Raw genomic sequence first — 21,145 nt, 5'->3', positions numbered from 1 at the left:
TAACAAACAAAATATATTCAATGAACAGAAGAAATCTCATTAAGCAGCTTGGGCTAAGTATCGGCGCTACGGTGATAGGGTCAGAAGCAATGGCCCGTTTGGCAGATGGCACCGTTGTATATGAAGTTCCAAAAAATCCTTTGCACAAGCGGCTCGACAAACCCGTTACGGCCATTACACTGGGCGCCGGCGGCCGTGGCAATGTGTATGGCAACTATGCCGCCAAATTTCCGGAGATGCTCAAGATCGTTGGCGTGGCCGAACCGAACGCTATCCGTAATGAGCGCTATACCAAAAAGCACGGGATTGCCGATGCCAACCGCTTCGATACCTGGGAACGCGTATTCGAACGGCCAAAGTTTGCCGATGCCATCATTATCACCACGCCCGATAACCTGCATTATGCACCCTGTATGAAAGCATTGGAAATGGGCTATGATGTACTGCTCGAGAAACCGATAGCGCCAACCGAAAAAGAATGCCGGAACATTCTCGCGCTGGCCAGAAAAACAGGCCGTATTGTGGCCGTGTGTCATGTATTGCGTTACGCACCTTACTTTGTAAAAATGCGGGAGCTTATAGCGCAGGGAGCCATTGGTGAAGTGATGAGTGTGCAGCACCTGGAACCTATCGAGCACCGGCATATGGCCCATTCTTATGTAAGAGGCAACTGGCATAATTCAAAACAAACCACGCCCATCATACTTGCTAAATCCTGCCATGACCTCGATATCATAAAATGGATCATTAATAAACCGGCCAAACAGATCGTGGCCATGGGCGATCTGAAATGGTTTAGAAAAGAGAACGCTCCGGCCGGAAGCACGGCCCGCTGTACCGATGGCTGCGCGGTTGAGCGCAGTTGTCCATATTCAGCCATCAAAACCTACCACGATAAAAGGGAAAGGGTAGGAGTATTTGATATGCCGGAAGACAAGGCGAAACATGCCGAGCACATCATGGAAAAACTGCGCACGACCAATTACGGCCGTTGTGTGTACCGTATGGAAAATGACCAGCCCGATCACTATATCTCGAATATCAAATTTGGGGATAATGTCACCGCCAGTTTTTCGATGGAAGCCTTTACTTCCTACGAGCGGCGGCGTACCCGGGTAATGGGTTCAATGGGCGATATGGTAGGCGATATGACGGAGCTGGTGGTCACTGATTTCAGGACCGGTAAACAAACGAAGCTGGTGCCCATTGCCGAAGATGTAGAAGGCTATAAAAATAATGGTCATGGTGGCGGCGACTGGTTGCTGGCGCATGACTTTGTACAGGCCGTGTCGCAGCAAAATCCCAAGTTGTTGACCTCTACCATTGAAGAGTCCATCGAAAGCCATATTATGGGTTTTATGGCGGAAGAAAGCAGGAAGAAGAATAAGATCATGGATATAAAAATATAGACCCCAAGTGGCCTGTAAAGCACAATGCCAGGCTGCCGTTTTAAAAAACCGGCTCGCCTGGCATTGTTATATCAGATCATGCCGGCAGATCAGAACTTGATCTGTAATTTCTGGGACACAAGTTGATTGTTTTTATAGTACTCGAGGACCCACTCTTCATTCTTTTTGAAAACAATACCCGCCGAAGGGCCGCCTTCCGCGATGTAATAGTCGGGCAGGGAAGTCTTCAGCAAGGTCAATACCTTTTTGGGGGTTGTATCAATTAACTGGTAGCCATTCGCGGTCGGTTGTGCGTATAAAGTGCCGGTAGCGTCGGTAATGGCCGCAGCTGCGGGAGCTGCCGCTGGCCGGCTGGCCTGTGAAGCAGGAGCAGCTGCCGGCGCTGCTGTTGGTTGTTGCGCTTGTGTAATGGTTGTGCCGTCGTATTTATAAGCCACATCGTTGAGGGAAGTAAAAGCATCCCTTAAAGCGAGATTGTATGCGGTATGATACTCTTTTTCGCGGCTTTTGCCTTCCTTGCTTTTGAAGATCACATTGCCCTGGCAATCTTTCAACTGCAAAGTGAGGTTGGTAACGAAGATGCCTTTTTTCTCCACTACTTCCGCGTTCAGCGCATTGCATTTGTTGGCCACTACTTCCGGCGGCAAATTGGCGTTGCCTACAAAAGCAGTAAACCCTTTATCTTCCAGCAGCAATTTCGTCAGGGTGTTCAGGCCATATTGATCATCTGATCTGGAGAAACCAAACCTTTCGGGTATAAGTACATATTTGTAATTGTTGAGCGTGTTTTGCGAATAGACCGAGATCGTAAATAACGTGAGAACAAGTAATAAAGGTGCTTTCATATTTTGCTTCATATCTTACGAATATACAAAAACTTGCAATTTGTTCATTCGCAGATAATCAATGTGTAGGTTCCGGCAAATGCCTGCAGTTATCATATTCGTTATTAATTTAATTTTGTGATCCGGCAGTACAAATGTGATCAGATCTACAATGAAAAAAGCAGCCATACTCCGCGAGCGCTTCGAAGCCTGTATGTTAGGCGGGGCCATAGGCGATGCCTGGGGCAGTGCGTTTGAAAATCTGAAAATTCCGGACAGTACCACTGCATTCTACCTGAGTAAACCTAAAGAAACGAATCCCCTATGGGCATTTACTGATGATACGCAATTGACAATGGCCACCTGTGAAGCGCTTTGCGCTTCCGCTGATTTTCGGCCCGATCTGCTGGCGGATGTATTCGTGCGTTATTATAAAGAGAAAAGATTATCGGGACTGGGTGCAAGCACTTTAAAAGCCATTGTAGAACTGGAAGCTGGTGCTCATTGGAGCCAGGTTGGCCGCACAGGCGAGTTCGCTGCCGGTAATGGCGCGGCCATGCGGATAGCGCCATTTGCGTTCTTTGGAAATATGTCAAGAGAAAATATCAGAAGCGCCTGCTGGATCACACACCGGAATGATGAAGCATACGTAGGCGCCCTGGCCATATTTCTTTCCCTGAAAGCAATTGTAGCAGGTGAGTGGACGGGTAAAAATAATTTGTTTGAGCTTATTATACCGGCACTGCCCGATACCCGCGTACGGGACAGATTAATGGAGATCAATGCCATTCAATGCAAGTCAGATATAAAGACCATTGCCGCACTGGGCAACAATGGATACGTCGTAAACTCGGTGCCCTTTGCCATTTTTGCGGCTACCCAGGCCGGTAGGATCGGAATGTATGAGATGTATAAAAGTGTTATCGGGTGCGGCGGCGACACCGATACGAATGCATCACTGGCCGGACAAATAGCCGGTGCACTTCTTGGCATCAGCCATTTACCCAAGGAGCTGTTATTGAAATTGTCGACCGTTGATGGATATGACTGGGTGAGGTCGGTCATTGATAGAACGAAAGGTCATATCAAGTATGCTGAATAAACAATAGTCCTGCACTTACTTAGGTGTTCAGAACATCGAACGGGTAAAAAAACAGTATTTTAACGGTATTTATCAGACCAAATACGTGAAAAACACCTGCTTGTAAGAAGGGGGTTATTTGTAATCTTGGGAAGGCTATAACAGCTTATATCCCCAATTACAATTAAACCCCATTCATTATGCGACTACATTGTTTTATTTCGGCAATGTTGCTTACAGCAACGATCTACGTTTATGGGCAACCGGAGCTAACAAGAGAGGACACATTGCCTGCTCAAAAAGCGAAAGATCCGGCCAACAGAAAAAGGCATGTCAAAGATGGTATTGCAACAAAACAGGAATTTATTGCCTATGATGTTCAAAATTCCGAGTTTGTTTCCATTCCGAGCTGTATTAAGGAAGGGTCGGCCGTTATCATTAAATACCTTAATGTTAATCCCTGGGCGGTTAGTTCCAGTCCTGTATTTACAGCTGTTAATGCCAATTATAACAACGGCATCGCAGCGCTGCAGACTGGTTTGGCTGCGGTGGCAGGTGCTAAAGGCGCCGGCGATAAAACTGATAGTACAGCGGCTTTAACGGGTGATGCAAAAGATAATAAAAATAAGGACGCTAGAAGATTTACAAAGTTAAAAGCTGGATTTCTTATCAATATAGAACGTGGCTGGCTGCAGCTAAAAAGAGAAGCGATTGACCTCAAGGGCATCATGACGATAGATACATTGATGAAGCAGGCAGCAGCCAATGCGGCACTATATACTCCACAGCAGATGCAGGCGGCCTTCCTCGCCCCGGTCAAAGTATATGGAGTAAATAGTGTAGAAGAGATCACCAGCATAGTTAAAACGAAAGTTGACGGCATACTGGAGAAAACACAAAAAGTGGAAGAAGAGATCCTTGGCCTTCAGAACGTACTTGATTTGTTCTCTTCTGTAGTTTCCACGGCCGAAAGGGAAGCCACACAAAAGCTGATCAACGACCTGCGTAAAAAGAACAGTGAGATCACGGCCATTTATCTGGATCCAACGCTCCTTGCCAATGCGGCTGTCATGCAGGCGAATGCACAGAACATGCTTTCGGTGCCATTTAGTTTACGGCCCCGTAAGATCGGTAACGCCAGTGGCGATTATATTGAGTTCTCTGATGAACTCAAGGATCAACGTGGAGCTGTGATCACTACCATTGAGCCGCAGCGGATCAAAACATATGGCGGTGCCCGGGTGAATGCCAGTGTTGGCCTGGCTGTTAACATTGGGGGCAATGATGCCGAATACCAGTTCCGTAAAAATCCTAAAGATGCTACCGATGGTCCGGATACTGCACTGGTTGAATTGTACACAAATAAGAAGAATAACCTTTATCAATTCTCACCGGTTATAAATGTGCACTGGTACAGGACCACCTGTCATGCCATACAAACGATGTTTACCATTGGGCTTTCTCCCGATTTTTCAACACTAGCCAAGTCACGTTTATTCATCGGTGCTGGTCTTGGCTTTCCTTCCAGCATTGAATTAACGCGGCGGTTGGTGGTAAGCGGAGGTGTTTCGATCGGTTATGCAGAACGCATCAAACCAGAATATAAAGACTGGCCAAGTTATAAGCGGTTTGAAGAAATAGAATCCACTGAATTGACGAAAAAAGTACTTCGTCTGGGTGGCTTTTTATCGGTCTCATTCAACTTTAGCTCCGCGCCCAGTGAAGATTGATCCGCCTGTTTTAAATAGAACACGAATTGTTTTTAAAAATAAAAATCAAAGCATATGTCACGGCAAATCCAAAGAAAATCAGCACCAGGCGTAATCCGTCCGCAGGCTGCAAACAATGAAGATCCTTATTTGGCAAAGGTGATCAAACTGGTGCCTGCTGACGTCATTGCGGTATACTTAGGCGTATTTACGCTTATTAAGAATCAGGCGCCCAAACCTGGAGATGATGCACCGATGCAATGGATCGTATTGGCGTTGGTTTTGATCATTATGCCGTTTTATCTGAAAAGAGCAGCGGGTATAAAAGATGGTAAACAAATAATGGTAAGCATGGTCTCCTTTCTTATATGGGTGCTGTCATTAGGCGGTCCCTTGTATTATTTACCGCAAGGGCTTTATTCTCCGCAATTTATCGGAGCCATACTTGTGCCTATTTATACGCTGGTCGTCCCGCTGGTGACCTATCCTCCTTCCGGCGATCCGGTTCCGTCAAATCCGGTACCACCTACACCTCCAGTACCAACATCACCTCAAAATACATAACTACTTATGCCAAATAAGAAATTAAACCGAAGTAAGCCATCCTCTAAAAAAGCCAGCCCCAAGAAGGTAAATGAGGCCAGCAAGCGAAGTACCGCCACTAAAGGTGACATTCAGGGTGGCGCAGAGGGCAAGAAAGCAGGCGCTAAAGCCGGTAAGATCAAGAAAGCGAATGTACATAAAGAAGAGGCGGTTGAGGTAGTTCTTAATAAAGACCTCAAAACCGGCACAAATGTAGTTGTTGAGAAAAAAGCGATGAATGTTACGGTTGTAACAAACAGGATGACCCAGGCACTGAATATATCGCCGGATATTGGTATATCCATTGATGAACCACTTTCAGGGCTGGGAGCAAACAAGGAACTGCAGGAGAAACTGTTGACTTTTATTAAGGACAATCAATACACCAAAACCAAAGTAGCTGCACTATCGTCAGAAGCAATACCACAATGGCTTGGAGGCGTTCAAGGTGAACGAAAATTATCTGGCCTGCCACGATTTACCGGCCATAAATTGGTGGTCCTTAACCCTGAATCGAGCACGAGATCGCAAACAAAAACGGCGAGCCGTTCTTCTATACGTATGGCCAATATCCGCGATTTTACGACTGATAAGAATTTTAACCTGGAGGCTGCACTCGATCAGGCAGATGGCCTCATATATGATAAACTCAATGTGGCCATTGTGGGCGGCCAGAGCCAGGACAAGCTTGGCAAATTGATGGCTACCACTGATGGAGCGAATAAGTTTCTGTCTACCGAACCGGAACGCTTCATTTATTCTTTATCCGGGGCTACTACTAAAATTGCCGATGATGCCAATGCAACGTGGGGTATACATGCTACTAACGTAGGCGGGGCACCGCATTCCGGTAAAGGCGTGAAGATCGCCGTTTTGGATTCTGGGTCTACAGCTTCACATCCTGCTTTCAAGGGCCGGAAAATTGTGAGCAGGTCATTCCTGCACGACAATCCAGCTGCAGACGACGAATACGGCCATGGCACCATGTGTGCTGGTATCGCTTGTGGCAGTACCCATAGCGGTTACGGCTACAAGTACGGCGTGGCACACGGTTCTGACCTATATGTAGGCAGGGTGCTGGATAGCCAGGGTAATGGCCGTGATGGCGACCTGCTGGCCGCCATTCAATGGGCGGTGGAGCAAGGTTGTAAAATCATTTCGATGTCTGTAGGCGGCGTTACAAATGCAAAAGAAAAGTATTCACCAGCCTATGAGAGTACGGCCTCCGCCGCTTTCCGGGAAGGTGTTTTGCTGATCGCTGCTGCAGGCAATGAAAGTGATCGCCAGTTTGGCCTGAAAGCCCCGGTTTTACATCCAGCCAATTGTCCATCCATTATGGCTGTCGCTGCTGTGGATGCGCAAATGGAAATTTATAATGGCGGATGTGCAGGCATAGAGCCGGGTGGTGGTCAAATAGACATTTCCGGACCGGGAGTTGGCATAATAAGCAGCTGGTTACCACAACAATACTATGCAGTTGATACCGGTACCTCGCTTGCTGCACCATTTGTAGCTGGTGTTGCTGCCCTCTATTGGGAAGCAAATCCGCAGGCAACTGCCGCCGACATATGGGTGAAATTAATGCAAACAGCAAGGAGATTGCCACATAGCTCGGCCGACGTAGGGGTAGGGCTGGTATATTACACCTGAATTCGGTAAATTTGGCTAATATTGATCTGACTTTATTTATCATCGATGAAGGAAGAACGGTTTATAGCAACAGTTGAAGACAAATATCAAGTTCAGGAGATTGCCGACGACCTGAAGCGTTTAGGGTTTCGTATTGACAATGTGCTGAGGTTAGGCGGTATTATCATTGGTAGTTTAAATGGCAAACGGCTTGATCAGGTCAAGATCAAAGGCGTTAAAATGGTGGAGCGGGAAATGAATAATCGCGGTATTTAAAAACTGATCTTATACCAGCGTGTTGCCATTAGTTTAAAGTCAATCTTTGTAATTATCTTATACATATTTTCCGGCTACACCCCTGGCACAATATTATTACTACATCTTGCATGAATAAACCACTTGCAGGATTGATCGGCGGTTTGGCCGGAGCCATCACCGTAACAGTATTACATGAGTTACTGCGCCGCAATTTTTCAGATGCACCGCGGCTCGACAAACTAGGCGAAGAAGCATTGGACAAAACGGTTGCTGCAGTAACCGGCCGCCATGTGCCTGCTGAAAAGCAATACCCGGCATCCCTGGCAGCAGATCTTATTTCCAATACCTTATACTACAGCACCGTTGCATTCAAACCCGGCAGTGCTTTGCTTACCGGTACCGTGCTCGGAGCAACAGCAGGGGCTGGCGCCGTGAAACTTCCTGGCCGACTGGGATTGAACGCAGCAACCACAGCCGCAACATCGAACAGGAGAATGCTTACCATCGCTCTCTATACCATTGGCGGAATAGTAACAGGTTTGGTCACCCGGCGGCTGACGCAAACAGGCAGGGCCATGTAAGGTGCCTCCGGATTGCAGATGATCCTCCTATCTTGCAAAAATTCCCGACATTTGCGCTCTTTCAACAACTATGAAGGTTTGCATTGCGGAAAAGCCCAGCGTGGCCAGAGACATTGCAGCTGTTATCGGCGCCAAAGAACGGAAGGAGGGATACCTGGAAGGCAACGGCTACCAGGTTACCTGGACCTTCGGGCATTTCTGTACCCTCAAAGAACCGCACGATTATACCGAACAATGGAAATACTGGCGGCTCGAAGACCTTCCCATGATCCCGCGCAGTTTTGGCATCAAACTCATCAACAACGAAGGGGTTCAAAAACAATTCAGGATCATTGAGCAACTGGTAAGCCAGTGTGAAGAAGTGATCAACTGTGGTGACGCCGGCCAGGAAGGAGAGCTTATTCAGCGCTGGGTACTGCTGAAAGCGCAATGCACCGCCCCCGTAAAAAGATTATGGATCTCTTCCCTTACCGAAGAAGCTATCCGCGAGGGCTTTCAAAAACTAAAAGAAAGCAGTCAATACGATAACCTGTATGCCGCCGGCAGCGCCCGCGCCATTGGCGACTGGCTGCTGGGGATGAATGCAACCCGCCTGTTCACCAAAAAATTCGCCCAGGACAAAACGGTGTTGTCTATCGGCCGCGTGCAAACACCCACCCTGGCCATGATCGTGGCGCGGCAGAAAGAGATCAATGCATTTAAAGCAGAAGAATATTGGGAATTAAAGACCATTTACCGCGAAACGGAATTCACCGCTACTATCGACCGCATTAAGGTATTGGAAAGGGCTGAAAAAGGCCTGGCCTATTTGAAGGAACATCCTTTCGAGATCACATCCTTTGAGCGAAAAGAAGGCAAAGAAGGTAATCCCCGCCTCTTCGACCTGACTGCCCTGCAGGTGGAAGCCAATAAAAAATACGCTTATTCGGCAGATGATACCCTGAAATACATTCAGAACCTGTATGAGAAAAAAATGGTCACCTATCCACGGGTAGATACGACTTACCTCCCCGAAGATATGTATCCGAAAATTGCAGGCATCCTGCAGGATATGACGCCTTATGCGGCGTTGACGGCCCCCATCCTGGCCAATCCCATTCCCAAATTAAAAACGGTCTTTGACGACAAAAAAGTGACCGACCACCATGCCATCATTCCCACGGGTGTTTATCCTTCCAATCTGCCCACCGAAGAAAAACGCATCTATGACCTGGTAGCCCGGCGTTTTATAGCAGCCTTCTACCCGGAGTGTAAGATCGCCAACACCACCGTGCTGGGCAAGGTAGGGCAGGTGCCTTTTAAAGTGACCGGTAAACAAATCCTGGAACCGGGCTGGAAGGAAGTGTATGCGAACGACGTGCAAACAAAAAAAGACGAGAAGGAAGAGGAAGAAGAAAAGATCCTGCCTGTATTTGCAGTGGGAGAAAGCGGTTCACATACGCCAAGGATCCATAAAGGAAAAACAACCCCGCCCAAAGCGTTTACCGAAGCCACTTTGCTGCGGGCTATGGAAACCGCCGGTAAACAGGTGGAAGATGAAGATCTGCGGGAACTGCTGAAAGATAACGGCATTGGCCGTCCTTCTACCCGCGCCAATATAATTGAGACCCTGTTCCGCCGGAAATATATAGAGAAACGTAAGAAGAACATTTACGCCACGCAAACCGGTATCGACCTCATTGACACCATTCAAACCGAGTTATTGAAAAGTCCTGAGCTCACAGGCATCTGGGAACGCAAATTGCGCCTGATCGAAAAAGGCGAATATGCTATTGATACGTTCAAGCAGGAGCTGATCCAGATGGTGATCGATCTTACCGCAGAAGTGAAAACGGCTACTTACAAAGTGATCACCATTGCGCCTAATGAGCCGGGGAAAAAAGAAAAAGCACAGGAAGAAAAACCCAAAAAAGAAACGAAGCCCAGAGAACCCAAAAAAGCGATCGTTATCGAGGAACAGCAATGTCCCAAATGTAAATCGCATTTGTTGAAGAAAGGCAATACGGCCTATGGCTGCGCCAATTTCAGGGCCTGTGGTTTCAAGGTGCCCTTTGAAGTATTTGGCAAGAAACTGTCCGACAAACAGATCGCTGAACTGGTCACGAAAGGGAAGACGGGTAAGATGAAAGGCTGGAAGCTGGCAGGTACTGATGGGGAAAGCGAAGGAAAACTGACCTTGAACGCAGGTTTTGAACTGGAGATCGAGTAGCGCTCGAGGTAACAAACCCGGGTTAACATTGTTCAAATAATAATGTAAAATCTTTGTCAGGTCATTGCCTCATAAAGCATTGTTAATCAGCTAATGGGCCATGTGAAAATATCTTGACAATTGTGTATTTTTGCACTATGAAAAGTTGGAACAGCGTCACAGAAAAAGAGCAATTCTATACCATTTTAGAGAACTCGTCGGCCAAGCCGCAGATCATCTTTAAGGACAGCACCACCTGCGGTATCAGCGCCCATGCAAAATACAAGCTGCAAAACGGCTTTGAGCAGATCGCAGACAAAGCCGATTTTCATTACCTGGATCTGCTTACTTTCCGTCCTATTTCCAATCTCATTGCGCAGGAGTTGAAAGTCACACATCAGTCGCCCCAGATCATATTGGTGAAAGACAAACAGGTGATCTATACCTCATCACATAATGCCATCGATCCGGCTGTGATCGCGCGGCATTTGTCGTAAGGCTGAAAGCCAGGTTTGAACGCCTGGTCTGAATGCAAAATACCTGACGTCAACGATACGCGTTTGGCAAGTCAGTGTTTTGCGTTCCGCGTTTTGCTTTTCCCATCCTGCCCCCGGCGTTTAACGTTCCGCGTTCCGCCTTCTTATCCAGTTCCCGTCATCCATCCATCCGAGCCACCACTTACACATACATTATAGATAATTAAGTCTACCATTTTGGTGGGTTTTATGATTGTCCATATATTTGCATCGTCCCCAACGAGTCACAATATGACAATGAATAATTCACCGCGACCCCTGTTATATCTGTTTAACTTGTATGTACCGTACACTTGTTGTTGCTGCTGTACCGGGTAAGGATCCTTTGTTATCAACACTTAATAGTTATTACTGAACGGTCCGCCGCGGCGTGACTGTAACGGCTTGCTTTGCCCATCCATTATGTACTGATGGATGCAGATAAGTATTCCAATTTTCAATCTATAATGTATGCTACAGAAACATGGCTTGCTCGTGCTGATACTCCTTTTCAGCACCGGGCTGTTCGCTCAACCAAAACAAATACGCGGTGTAGTGCTGGCCGCGGAAAATAAACAGCCGCTCGAAGGCGCAACGGTAACCATCAACGGCTTTAACCAGCCTGCTATCACCAATGCACAGGGGCAGTTTGAGTTACAGTTGCCCAATGATAAAGCTTTACTGACGATCTCATTTGTAGGCCGGGAGACCGCTCAAATAGAAGTGAAAGCTGGTCAATCAGACATTACTATTCTGTTGAAAACTGCTAACAATACCCTGGAGGAAGTAGTAGCCGTCGCCTATACAACCGTAAAGCGGTCTGGTTATCCCGGCGCAGTGACTACCATCTCTGCCGACAAGGTGAATAACCGGCTCACGCCGAATATCTCCAATGCGCTGCAGGGCCTGGCGCCAGGCATTCAAACAACGTCTGCAAATGGGCAGCCTGGTAACAGCTCTACCATCCGCATTCGCGGCGTTGGCAGTATTAACGCCTCCAGTGCACCGCTGTTTGTGGTAGACGGCGCCCCTTATGAAGGAGATATCAATGCGCTTGATCCGGCTGATATCGCCTCCATCAATATTTTGAAAGATGCCACGGCAGCGAACCTCTACGGCTCGCGTGCGGCCAATGGCGTTATCATCATTACTACCAAACAAGGTAAAAAAGGGGCTGATGTGGCCATTAATGGCACGATCAACCATGGCTGGAGCAGCCGTGCAGTGAAGGATTATGAAAAGCTCAATACCGATCAATATTTTGAACTATACTGGGAGGCCCTGCGCAATAAAGGCCTTTCCAGCGGGCAAAGCCCGGCGCAGGCAGCTGCTGCCGCCAGCAGGCAGGTAGTGCCCAACCTCAATATTAATCCATACGGCCCTGCTTTTCCGGAGCCGGTTGGGTTAGATGGAAAGATCGTTCCAGGCGCAACTCCCTTATGGAATGATGATTGGGAAGAAGCGATGTTGCAGGATGCCAGATACACCCAGGCCCAACTCAGTTTTTCAGGTGGTGGTGAAAAGTCAACCTATTATATAGGTGCCGGTTATACGAACAACCAGGGCGCCTATCTTGCTTCGGGTTTCAAACGATATAATTTCAGAAGTAATCTTACACTGCAGGCAAAATCATGGCTGAAGGTGGGCCTCAATCTCAACGGAGCCAGCACTTCGCAGGATTATCCGACATCGTCTGATTCCCGGCAAACCAATGTCGTACTGTTTGGCCGCAGCATTCCCAGCTTCTATCCGATCTATCAACGCAATCCGGATGGCAGCTACAAGCTCGACAACAACGGCGAGAAACAATACGACTATGGCGCTTACCGGCCCAATGGTGCCTTACCCCGCTACAATCTCATAGGTTCCTTACCGTTGAACAGATCCAGGAATACGAATGAGAACGTTTCTGCCCGCACTTTCCTGGAAGCAGCGCTTACCAAAGCTTTGAAACTGAAAACAAGCTTCAACCTCGATTATATCAATATCAACCAACTGTATTATACCAACCCGCTTGTAGGCGAAGATGCGGCCATTGGTGGTACGGTAAGCAAACTCAGCACCCGTTTTGTAGCTTATACCTGGAACAATATAGCTACCTACGATCTCGACTTCGCATCAGCACATCATCTGAACCTGCTGGCCGGACAAGAATACTATTACCTGAACGGAAGTGGGCTGAATGGAAGCCGGCAAAAGTTTGCGCTTGCCGATCTGTATGAACCAGTGGCTGCTTCACAGCTCAATGATTTTTCCGGTTTTGCAGACAACTATGCCAAACTGAGCTTTTTTGGTCAGGCACAATACAATTACCTGGGTAAATATTTTCTTACCGCCTCCGTTCGCCGCGATGGTTCTTCGCGCTTTTCACCCGACTCGCGTTGGGGTACTTTCTGGTCAACCGGCGCTTCCTGGCGCATCAGTGAAGAAGAATTCCTGAAACCGGTGAACTGGCTCAGCGCATTGACGGTAAAGGCAAGCTATGGTGCTTCGGGCAATGATAATCTCTCTGGTACCGGCGTATCAACAAGCGCCAACCTGGGCTATTATTCGTACCTCGCACTCTACAGCATCAGGAACAACCTGGGCAATGGGGGCGTGGTCACTTCCCGCCTGCCTACACCGAAGCTCAAATGGGAAACAAACCTGAACTTTAATACCGGTATCGACTTTGGTATCCTGAAGAATCGCATTTACGGTACCATCAACTATTACCGAAGAACCAGTAAAGATCTTTTATACTCGAGGCCGCTGGCAGGTTCTACCGGCTTTACGTCCATCAGCGCCAATATCGGTGAACTGCGCAACACCGGGGTTGAACTGGAGTTAAACGTTGTTCCCATAAGTACCCGGGACTGGAAATGGACGGTAGACCTAAACCTTGCACACAACAAGAATGAGATCACTTCATTGCCGCAAAAAGAGATCATCAGCGGCACCAAGAAACTGATGGTGGGCACTTCTGTATATGACTTCTTTCTACGCGAGTGGGCCGGCGTAGACCCTGCAACAGGAAATCCATTGTGGTACAGAACTACCGCGGATGGCAAAAAGGAAACGACCACCAGCTATGCACAGGGTACGCAGTACTATGCAGGCTCTGCACTGCCCGATGTAACCGGCGGTATCACCAATTCGATTAGTTATAAGCAGGTGGAATTATCATTTGTGCTTGCCTATAGTATTGGTGGTAAAGTGCTGGATGCCGATTATATTTCACTGCTCACCGGCGTAGCCTCACTCGGCCGTAACTGGTCAACGGAATTGCTCAACCGCTGGACACCCGATAACCCCTATACCAATGTTCCCCGGTTCACCACCGACGATCTGGCCTGGACCTCCACGTCAACCCGTTTCCTGTATGATGCTACCTATGCGCGGTTGAAACAGGTATCCCTCGGGTACAATATTCCTGCAGATCTCCTGGGAAGAATTGGCCTCAGATCGGCTAAGGTTTATGGACTGGCAGAGAACCTGTTGACTTTTTATGGTCATAAGGGAATGGATCCCGAGCAGTCCATTGATGGCACCACCTATTACCAGTACCCGCAAATGAAAACGGTGTCAATAGGCTTGCAGGTAGGTTTGTAATGTTCACAATAAATATCATTTGTATGAAATCAATCAAATCATATATACTCATTGTTGCAGTGGCCATCGGTTTGTCTGCCTGCAACAAACAATTAAATACATCCCCCTCAAATGCAGTTTCTGAAGAGATCGTTTTGAAGACCGTTGCCAATTTAACGGCCCTCTCGGAAGGCACCTGGGCATCGATGATGGACGATTTTTACGGCGGTACCTTCGGAAATCCTGGTTTCAAGACCATTACACTGGTGAGCGAGGCCATGGGCAACGATGTGGCGCTGATCACTACCAAATACAGTTTTGCGCCTGTTTACCGGTTTACGCAAATGAGCGATAAAACGCAAAGCCGGTTGAACGCCATCTGGAACCAGCTGTATAAGATCATTAACAGCAACAATATCATTATTGCCAATGTAGACAATGTAAGCGGTGATGCCACCGCGAAGAAGGTATTGAAAGGACAGGCACTCGCCTTGCGGGCGCATACCTATCTTACCATTGCTTCCTTCTATCAGTTCTCCTACCTGAAAGATTCATTGGCGAAGACAGCGCCGATCTATACAACGCCTACCTCTGACACTACCCGGGGTAATCCGAAAGCAACGCTGAAAGACATCTATACCCTCATCTTTTCCGATCTGCTCGAAGCCAGAGGATTGCTGGAAGGCTACCAGCGTACGGCGAAATACAAGATCAATACGAATGTAGTGAATGGACTGCTGGCACGCGCTTACCTGAATACGGGAAGATGGGCGGCGGCAGCAGAAGCTGCCAATGAGGCATTGAAGAATTATCCGCTTATGCCGCCGGCCGATTATACCAAAGGATTTAATGACGTAAACAATTCCGAGTGGATCTGGGGGCATCCGGAAATTCCCAGCCAGAGCGATGGCAGTTACAGCTTTCACTTCCTGGATGTATCATCGCCTTCGGCTTATTATTACAGCTTCATGGCCGATCCTTTCTTCGGAGATCTTTTCGAGCATGGCGATATCCGCAAAACCCTTTTTTCCTGGGATGGGAATCCGGGCCGCGAAGGTCATCTTCAATATAAGAAGTTCAAATTCCGTTCCGATCAAACCGGCGACCTGGTATTGATGCGAAGTGCGGAAGCTTATCTGATCAAAGCCGAAGGGTATGCTCGTGACAATAATATCACGGAGGGGGCCGCTGCACTCAATACCCTGCGCAGCGCCCGTGGCGCCAGTACATTCGACCCTGCAGGCGCTACGAAAGAACAACTGATAGAAGCGATCCTCATCGAAAGGCGCAAAGAACTGTGGGGCGAAGGTTTTGCCCTGGCCGACATCATCCGAAATCAGTTGCCGGTTGTGCGCAAGCCTTATGTAGACGCCGGCGGAAATGCGATACAGGTAACTATCACCACACCCGATGGCACTACCAAACAGGTGCCGGCAAGATACCATACCGAGCGCAGTTTTGCCGGTGGCGCTCCCTTTATTGCCAATAGTCCGAATTACATATTCGCTATACCCCAATCCGAAGAGCAGAACAATCCGAACCTGTTCAATTAAACCAGAACGGTGATGATGGAAATGGGCGTCGCTGATAAGGGACGCCCATTTTACTTTATGGAATGTCAATTGCATTCATTTATAATAAAGTAATTATGGCACAAGCAAAAAAAGCAGCCAGGAAAAAAGCGCGTCCGGCAAAAAAGACAGCAAAAAAAGCGACTGTTAAAAAGAGCGCCGGCAAAAAGAAAGCGGCTAAAAAATCAGCCGCCAAAAAGAATACACTGGGTGTAAAAAATTCGCTGGTCAATAATATCAATGCGCGCAAGAAAAAAGGTACTTCAAGGCCGAAGAACAAATCGACCGTTTCGAAAAGATCTTACAAGGCCATGCAAAACAATTGGGAAAAGAAATAAGTGCCTGACTTCATCGTTCAGCTTTTCCGCCCCAACAGGAAAGCCCCGATAAGCACACCGGCCACACCTGCAGCCACCAAACCCGCTTTTGTGTTCATCGACCGGATCATTGGTTTACGCCAGCCGCCATCTACGCTGGTGCCATAAGGAACCGTGTGCAAAATATTACCGCTTTGATGCTCCATCGGCGCTGCCTGTTTAAGATAAGTGCGTATGACCGAAGAGGTAATAGTGCGGGTTAAAGCAGGGAATAACATATAGGCCATGCGCAGGAAGACAGCGGATGCGCCAACTGTTTTTTGTGGCCGGGGATTATTGATCAGCGCCACCACCGCCCTTGCTACTTTCCGGGGATCGTATACCGGCGGAGCTGGCTTCAACATTTTTCCGGTATAATTGGCCGCATGCTGTATACCCGGTGTATCCAGGAAACCCGGATACAGATCACAGATATGAATGTCAGGATAATCCTGCAATTCACCTTTCAATGATTCGGAAAAACCACGCAGGCCGAATTTGCTGGCAGTATAGGCAGCTCCATAGGGTGTCGGAAACCAGCCACCCACAGAGATGTTATTGATCAAAATACCATAACCCTGTTCCTTAAAGTAGGGCAGCACCGTATGCGCACCATGGATATATCCCAACAGATTCGTCCTTATAACACTTTCATTTACTTCCGCAGGTATCTCCTCTAAATTCCCTGCTGCCAGTACCCCGGCATTATTGATCCACACATCGATAGAGCCCCCGAACTGAAAAGCCTGTGAGGCGAGCTGGTGAATAGCGTCTAGTGAACGCATATCGGCAGGTACTGCCAGGGCCAGTCCGCCCAATTGATTACATTCTGCCACCAGTTCATCCAGGGCATCCTTTCTGCGGCCCGCCAACACCAGTTTTGCTCCCTCCCGGGCCAGTTCCAGGGCCATGGCCTTGCCCACGCCGCTGCTGGCGCCGGTGATCACAACTGTTTTGGTACTCATTGCTTGTAGACTGGTATTCATAGACTTTTATCTTAATTTATACAAGAAATACGCCAGCCAAAAATGGGCTGGAAGGGGCGAAATTTACTTTCTGACATATTAAATGCTGCCAGGCAACCTCAAACGGCCATCCTGCGTATCACATCTCCTTTTTTTCAATTAGTATTAATTGATAATATATTTCCCGATCCAGTAAACCGATTTCCTTTTCTCGTAAAGGCAGGAAGCGGCCATCCTGTTCCTTTGCATAAAATTTCCCATCAACATGAAAAAAAGGATACTGACACTAACTGCTTTGGCATGCGCCGTTTTTATTACTTCCTGCGACAAAGACGACGATGCTCCTTCTTATACAGTACCCGGCACCTACAATTTCGACAATGCGGAATTTGCGGAAGCGACTGCTTCTGTGAACATGTGGCAGGGCTTTCAGTTCTACCTGGGCAGGGGCGCTACCCGGCAGCTTAGCCAGGATACCGTGAATTATTTATGGAATAATACCAATAACGCCTTTACTGCAGAATTCATTTCAAACCTGCCTAATACGCCTCAGCAGTTGAATGCTTCCGGATTCAATCTGGCATCGAGAACAGCTGATGCTGCTATCATAAAGGCTTTGGCCGACTCAATGGTTAAAATAAGCCAGTTCTATAATACAGCTGGTTCAGAAGGTAAAGCCGGGAAACAAGGCAACCGTATATTCAATCATGCCGGTATCGAGTTCAACCAGCTTGTTGCTAAAGGCATGATGGGGGCTATGGTATTGTCAAAAGTGATCCAGCACCTCGATGCTGCTGCCAATGCCGATAACAATACAGTAACGCCTGGAAAAGGGACTGCCATGCAGCATGAATGGGATATGGCATTCGGCTATGTGGGCATCGCTACCGACTACGATACGTCAAAAGCGTATGCGAGCACCGATCCCAAGAGACCGCTTGCTATAGGCGGCTATTTTGCCGAAAGAGGTAAATATATTAAAGCAGGCGGTATTGTCTTCGAAGCCTTCCGCAAAGGCCGGGCTGCAATTGCCGCCAAAGATTACCAGGGCCGGGATGCAGCCGCCGCCACCATCAAAGAGTTTTTGGAAAAGACCATCGCTGCCGCCTGTTATCATTATGTAACAAGTCCGCAGGCAAAAACCAATAAGTCTGACCAGTTACATGAACTGTCTGAAGGTTGCGGCTTTGTTATTGCATTAAACTACCGCCCGGCCAACAGCAAATTGAGCGCTTCGGCTTATCAAAGCCTTATCGGTATCCTTGGGGCCAATCCAAACCTGTATACACTTATCAACGATGCCAGCTTTACCAAATTAAAGCAGGCGCAACAGATACTGACGGCAGCGTATGGACAACTGCAACCTTAATAAATTGAGCAACAGATAAATTAAAAACTCCCGGTTTGTACCGGGAGTTTTACGCATTGTATACATTTAATATAGCTGTATAATGAAAAAAGCATTCATGGGATTCCTGGCTGCTACGGTGATAACTGCCGGTGTTTTTTGCAGCAAATCAGGCAATGGTGATGACAACGGTAATGACAATGGATTCGACAAGACCGCCATGCTCACTAACTATGCCGATCAGCTGATCATTCCTGCCTATCAATCCTTGCAGGAGAAGGTGAACGGTTTCCAGGCGCTTGCCAACAGCTTCCTCGATACCAGGAGCACGGCCAATCAACAGGCATTGCTGGAAGCCTACAAACAGTTGCACCTGCAATATACCCGGGTAGAAGCATATAACCTGGGTCCGGCCGTGGTTGCCTCCCTGGAAGTATATTTGAATTATAACGGTGGCCTCGATTATAATTTTGCCAGCAATGGCGAGCTGGTTGGTTTTTCTATCGACAGCACTACGATCGAGAACAATATCAGTTCCGGCAGTTACGATCTTTCCCTTTATGTACGCAACTCATTTTATGCGCAGGGATTTGCCGCGCTCAATTACCTCTTTTTCGGGCCGAACGCCATTGCGAAATTCAATACCAATACTGCGAACCGGGTTAAATATGCAAAGGATGTGATCCACCGCATGAAATCGCTGGTCGACAGGATTAATACGGACTGGACGGCCTACCGTACTGAATTCATCAGCAATACCAGGACCAATGTGGGAAGTCCTATTGGTAATATGATCAACGCCATGGCCTATGAGCTGGATGTACTAAAGGGACCCCGCATCGGATGGCCCTTTGGCAAACAATCGAATGGAATTGCCTTTCCCACCAAAGTAGAAGCGTATTTCGCCGGTAATTCGGCCGCGCTGGCCCAGGAAAGTATGCGGAACCTGAAAAAGGTCTTTACCGCCAATGGCAGTGGTAAAGGATTGTCAGATTATCTCATATCGCTTGACAAAGCGGAGCTTGCCAGCCAGGTAACAGCACAGTTTGATCTTCTTATATCAAAGCTTGACATGTTACCTGACCCGCTGTCTACTACAATTACGGCGCAACCTGCCAAAGTCGAAGAAGCATATAAGGAGATCCAGAAGCTTTTGACTTTAATAAAAACAGATGTGGCATCGGCTACAGGCGTTCAGATCACATTTATGGACAATGATGGCGATTAACAGGCAAAGCTGGGAGAAACCCGTTTCCATAACACCGCTCATCACCTTCCGGATAGCGTTCGGACTACTCATGTTTGTCAGTACGCTTCGTTTCTGGTGGCGCGGCTGGGTAGATGCGGTGTATGTTTCGCCCTCCTTTCATTTTACATACTGGGGTTTCGAATGGGTGCAGCCATTCGGCAGGCCGGGCATGTATCTCTTGTATTCAATAATCGCCTGTACGGCATTGATGATCGCAGTGGGTCTCTTGTACCGCCTGGCAACAGTGCTCTTCTTTATTTGCTTCACCTATGTAGAGCTGATCGATGTAACCACCTATCTGAATCACTACTATTTTATAAGCCTGGTAGCTTTTTTAATGATATGGTTACCCGCCAACCGCCTGTATGCTATAGATGTCTTAATAAAACCCGCTAAAAGGCGCTTACTGGTGCCCGCATGGACGATCGGCATCATCCGCTTTCAGCTGGGAGTGGTTTATTTCTTCGCCGGCCTGGCCAAGTTGAATCCCGATTGGCTGCTCGATGCGCAACCCATGAAGACCTGGTTACCGGCCAAAAGCCATCTTCCCATCGTTGGCGCCCTGATGTATAAAGACTGGGTGGCTTACCTTTTCTCATGGTTTGGCGCCCTGTATGATCTGTGCATTGTATTTTTTTTACTGAACCGCAGCACAAGGTTATCGGCATATGCTTTTGTTTTGATCTTTCACATTTCCACCGCCATCTTCTTTCCGGGCATTGGTTTGTTCCCCTATGTGATGATCGTTAGCAGCCTGATCTTTTTTTCCAGCTCTTTTCATGAGCGGTTATTATCTTTTCTCCCCGGCTATAAAGCGTCTGGTCACATTGTAACCGCCTATACGTTTACCTATAAGAAATGGCTGTATAGAATAATGCTGGTGTATGTTGGGCTGCAATGTCTGGTTCCTGTACGTTTCCTGCTCTATCCTGATCATTTGTTCTGGACCGAAGAAGGATACCGCTTTTCCTGGCGCGTTATGTTGATGGAAAAAGCAGGGGCGGCCTATTTCACGGTAAAGGATAAAACCGGAAAACAGTTTTATACCGTGAACAATGCCGAATTCCTTACGCCTTTGCAGGAAAAAATGATGAGCACGCAGCCTGATATGATCCTGCGCTATGCCCATTTCCTGGCAGATACGTATGCCCAAAGAGGTATAGCGCAACCCCGGGTATACGGGGAAGTATATGTGACCCTCAACGGCGCTGGTTCGCGCCTGTTCATTGATTCCAGTGTGAACCTGGCGGCAGAACGCTTCAGCTGGAAACATTACCCATGGATTTTACCGTATAAAGCAGCTAACTGAG

17 protein-coding genes are annotated in these 21,145 nt (G+C 47.8%); 15 read left to right on the top strand and 2 right to left on the bottom strand.

Annotated features, from left to right (window positions below):
* Positions 1-20: 20 nt before the first annotated feature.
* Positions 21-1,409, top strand: a complete 1,389-nt coding sequence (locus tag JT717_RS10680; RefSeq protein ID WP_205510193.1) for a Gfo/Idh/MocA family protein — start codon at positions 21-23, stop codon at positions 1,407-1,409.
* Between the two features lie 89 nt (positions 1,410-1,498).
* Here JT717_RS10680 and JT717_RS10675 read toward each other — a convergent pair whose 3' ends face one another.
* A complete protein-coding gene (locus JT717_RS10675) occupies positions 1,499-2,266 on the bottom strand; it encodes a hypothetical protein (RefSeq protein ID WP_240347971.1) in 768 nt (255 codons plus the stop codon).
* A 139-nt stretch (positions 2,267-2,405) separates the two neighbouring features.
* Between JT717_RS10675 and JT717_RS10670 the strand changes: the two genes are divergently transcribed.
* The 11 genes from JT717_RS10670 to JT717_RS10620 all read left to right on the top strand — a co-directional run bounded on the left by JT717_RS10670 (position 2,406) and on the right by JT717_RS10620 (position 16,255).
* Positions 2,406-3,335 carry an ADP-ribosylglycohydrolase family protein gene (locus JT717_RS10670; protein ID WP_205510192.1) on the top strand — a complete coding sequence of 310 codons (930 nt, stop codon included), beginning with the start codon at positions 2,406-2,408 and terminating at the stop codon, positions 3,333-3,335.
* A gap of 179 nt (positions 3,336-3,514) precedes the next feature.
* Positions 3,515-5,044: a hypothetical protein gene (locus JT717_RS10665; RefSeq protein ID WP_205510191.1), complete on the top strand. Its 1,530-nt coding sequence runs from the start codon at positions 3,515-3,517 to the stop codon at positions 5,042-5,044.
* 54 nt (positions 5,045-5,098) lie between these two features.
* Positions 5,099-5,587 carry a hypothetical protein gene (locus tag JT717_RS10660; protein ID WP_205510190.1) on the top strand — a complete coding sequence of 163 codons (489 nt, stop codon included), beginning with the start codon at positions 5,099-5,101 and terminating at the stop codon, positions 5,585-5,587.
* A gap of 6 nt (positions 5,588-5,593) precedes the next feature.
* Positions 5,594-7,255: a S8 family serine peptidase gene (locus JT717_RS10655; RefSeq protein WP_205510189.1), complete on the top strand. Its 1,662-nt coding sequence runs from the start codon at positions 5,594-5,596 to the stop codon at positions 7,253-7,255.
* A 45-nt stretch (positions 7,256-7,300) separates the two neighbouring features.
* The gene (locus tag JT717_RS10650; protein WP_205510188.1) at positions 7,301-7,510 is read left to right on the top strand and encodes a hypothetical protein; all 210 of its coding nucleotides are present in this window, start codon (positions 7,301-7,303) and stop codon (positions 7,508-7,510) included.
* 110 nt (positions 7,511-7,620) lie between these two features.
* Positions 7,621-8,073, top strand: a complete 453-nt coding sequence (locus JT717_RS10645) for a hypothetical protein (RefSeq protein ID WP_205510187.1) — start codon at positions 7,621-7,623, stop codon at positions 8,071-8,073.
* Between the two features lie 70 nt (positions 8,074-8,143).
* Positions 8,144-10,282 carry a type IA DNA topoisomerase gene (locus JT717_RS10640; RefSeq protein ID WP_205510186.1) on the top strand — a complete coding sequence of 713 codons (2,139 nt, stop codon included), beginning with the start codon at positions 8,144-8,146 and terminating at the stop codon, positions 10,280-10,282.
* Positions 10,283-10,419: 137 nt separating this feature from the next.
* Positions 10,420-10,758, top strand: coding sequence for a bacillithiol system redox-active protein YtxJ (ytxJ, locus tag JT717_RS10635; protein ID WP_205510185.1), 339 nt, complete (start codon positions 10,420-10,422; stop codon positions 10,756-10,758).
* Between the two features lie 489 nt (positions 10,759-11,247).
* Entirely contained in the window at positions 11,248-14,367 is a 3,120-nt protein-coding gene (locus tag JT717_RS10630) for a SusC/RagA family TonB-linked outer membrane protein (protein WP_205510184.1), read from the top strand.
* Between the two features lie 23 nt (positions 14,368-14,390).
* Entirely contained in the window at positions 14,391-15,899 is a 1,509-nt protein-coding gene (locus JT717_RS10625; protein WP_205510183.1) for a RagB/SusD family nutrient uptake outer membrane protein, read from the top strand.
* Between the two features lie 95 nt (positions 15,900-15,994).
* Positions 15,995-16,255, top strand: coding sequence for a hypothetical protein (locus JT717_RS10620; protein ID WP_205510182.1), 261 nt, complete (start codon positions 15,995-15,997; stop codon positions 16,253-16,255).
* A gap of 17 nt (positions 16,256-16,272) precedes the next feature.
* On the opposite strand, the gene JT717_RS10615 is transcribed toward JT717_RS10620, so the two are convergent.
* Positions 16,273-17,259 carry an SDR family oxidoreductase gene (locus JT717_RS10615; protein ID WP_205510181.1) on the bottom strand — a complete coding sequence of 329 codons (987 nt, stop codon included), beginning with the start codon at positions 17,257-17,259 and terminating at the stop codon, positions 16,273-16,275.
* Between the two features lie 244 nt (positions 17,260-17,503).
* Here JT717_RS10615 and JT717_RS10610 point away from each other — a divergent pair, with 244 nt between their 5' ends.
* The 3 genes from JT717_RS10610 to JT717_RS10600 all read left to right on the top strand — a co-directional run bounded on the left by JT717_RS10610 (position 17,504) and on the right by JT717_RS10600 (position 21,144).
* Positions 17,504-18,607: a DUF4856 domain-containing protein gene (locus JT717_RS10610; protein ID WP_205510180.1), complete on the top strand. Its 1,104-nt coding sequence runs from the start codon at positions 17,504-17,506 to the stop codon at positions 18,605-18,607.
* Between the two features lie 82 nt (positions 18,608-18,689).
* Complete coding sequence (locus JT717_RS10605; protein ID WP_205510179.1) at positions 18,690-19,814, top strand: imelysin family protein; 1,125 nt, start codon at positions 18,690-18,692, stop codon at positions 19,812-19,814.
* Complete coding sequence (locus JT717_RS10600) at positions 19,759-21,144, top strand: HTTM domain-containing protein (RefSeq protein ID WP_205510178.1); 1,386 nt, start codon at positions 19,759-19,761, stop codon at positions 21,142-21,144. The genes JT717_RS10605 and JT717_RS10600 overlap by 56 nt, the downstream gene beginning before the upstream one ends.
* Position 21,145: the final 1 nt, after the last annotated feature.

The sequence above is a fragment of the Longitalea arenae genome (genome assembly GCF_016924755.1).
Lineage (GTDB): Bacteria > Bacteroidota > Bacteroidia > Chitinophagales > Chitinophagaceae > Niastella > Niastella arenae.
This window is presented reverse-complemented; position numbering and strand designations above follow the sequence as displayed.

Excerpts from the sequence above, each read along its gene's own strand:
- JT717_RS10680 (WP_205510193.1), top strand. The coding sequence starts at position 21 with ATGAACAGAAGAAATCTCATTAAGCAGCTTGGGCTAAGTATCGGCGCT.
- JT717_RS10675 (WP_240347971.1), bottom strand. The coding sequence starts at position 2,266 with ATGAAGCAAAATATGAAAGCACCTTTATTACTTGTTCTCACGTTATTT.
- JT717_RS10670 (WP_205510192.1), top strand. The coding sequence starts at position 2,406 with ATGAAAAAAGCAGCCATACTCCGCGAGCGCTTCGAAGCCTGTATGTTA.
- JT717_RS10665 (WP_205510191.1), top strand. The coding sequence starts at position 3,515 with ATGCGACTACATTGTTTTATTTCGGCAATGTTGCTTACAGCAACGATC.
- JT717_RS10660 (WP_205510190.1), top strand. The coding sequence starts at position 5,099 with ATGTCACGGCAAATCCAAAGAAAATCAGCACCAGGCGTAATCCGTCCG.
- JT717_RS10655 (WP_205510189.1), top strand. The coding sequence starts at position 5,594 with ATGCCAAATAAGAAATTAAACCGAAGTAAGCCATCCTCTAAAAAAGCC.
- JT717_RS10650 (WP_205510188.1), top strand. The coding sequence starts at position 7,301 with ATGAAGGAAGAACGGTTTATAGCAACAGTTGAAGACAAATATCAAGTT.
- JT717_RS10645 (WP_205510187.1), top strand. The coding sequence starts at position 7,621 with ATGAATAAACCACTTGCAGGATTGATCGGCGGTTTGGCCGGAGCCATC.
- JT717_RS10640 (WP_205510186.1), top strand. The coding sequence starts at position 8,144 with ATGAAGGTTTGCATTGCGGAAAAGCCCAGCGTGGCCAGAGACATTGCA.
- ytxJ (WP_205510185.1), top strand. The coding sequence starts at position 10,420 with ATGAAAAGTTGGAACAGCGTCACAGAAAAAGAGCAATTCTATACCATT.
- JT717_RS10630 (WP_205510184.1), top strand. The coding sequence starts at position 11,248 with ATGCTACAGAAACATGGCTTGCTCGTGCTGATACTCCTTTTCAGCACC.
- JT717_RS10625 (WP_205510183.1), top strand. The coding sequence starts at position 14,391 with ATGAAATCAATCAAATCATATATACTCATTGTTGCAGTGGCCATCGGT.
- JT717_RS10620 (WP_205510182.1), top strand. The coding sequence starts at position 15,995 with ATGGCACAAGCAAAAAAAGCAGCCAGGAAAAAAGCGCGTCCGGCAAAA.
- JT717_RS10615 (WP_205510181.1), bottom strand. The coding sequence starts at position 17,259 with ATGAATACCAGTCTACAAGCAATGAGTACCAAAACAGTTGTGATCACC.
- JT717_RS10610 (WP_205510180.1), top strand. The coding sequence starts at position 17,504 with ATGAAAAAAAGGATACTGACACTAACTGCTTTGGCATGCGCCGTTTTT.
- JT717_RS10605 (WP_205510179.1), top strand. The coding sequence starts at position 18,690 with ATGAAAAAAGCATTCATGGGATTCCTGGCTGCTACGGTGATAACTGCC.
- JT717_RS10600 (WP_205510178.1), top strand. The coding sequence starts at position 19,759 with ATGTGGCATCGGCTACAGGCGTTCAGATCACATTTATGGACAATGATG.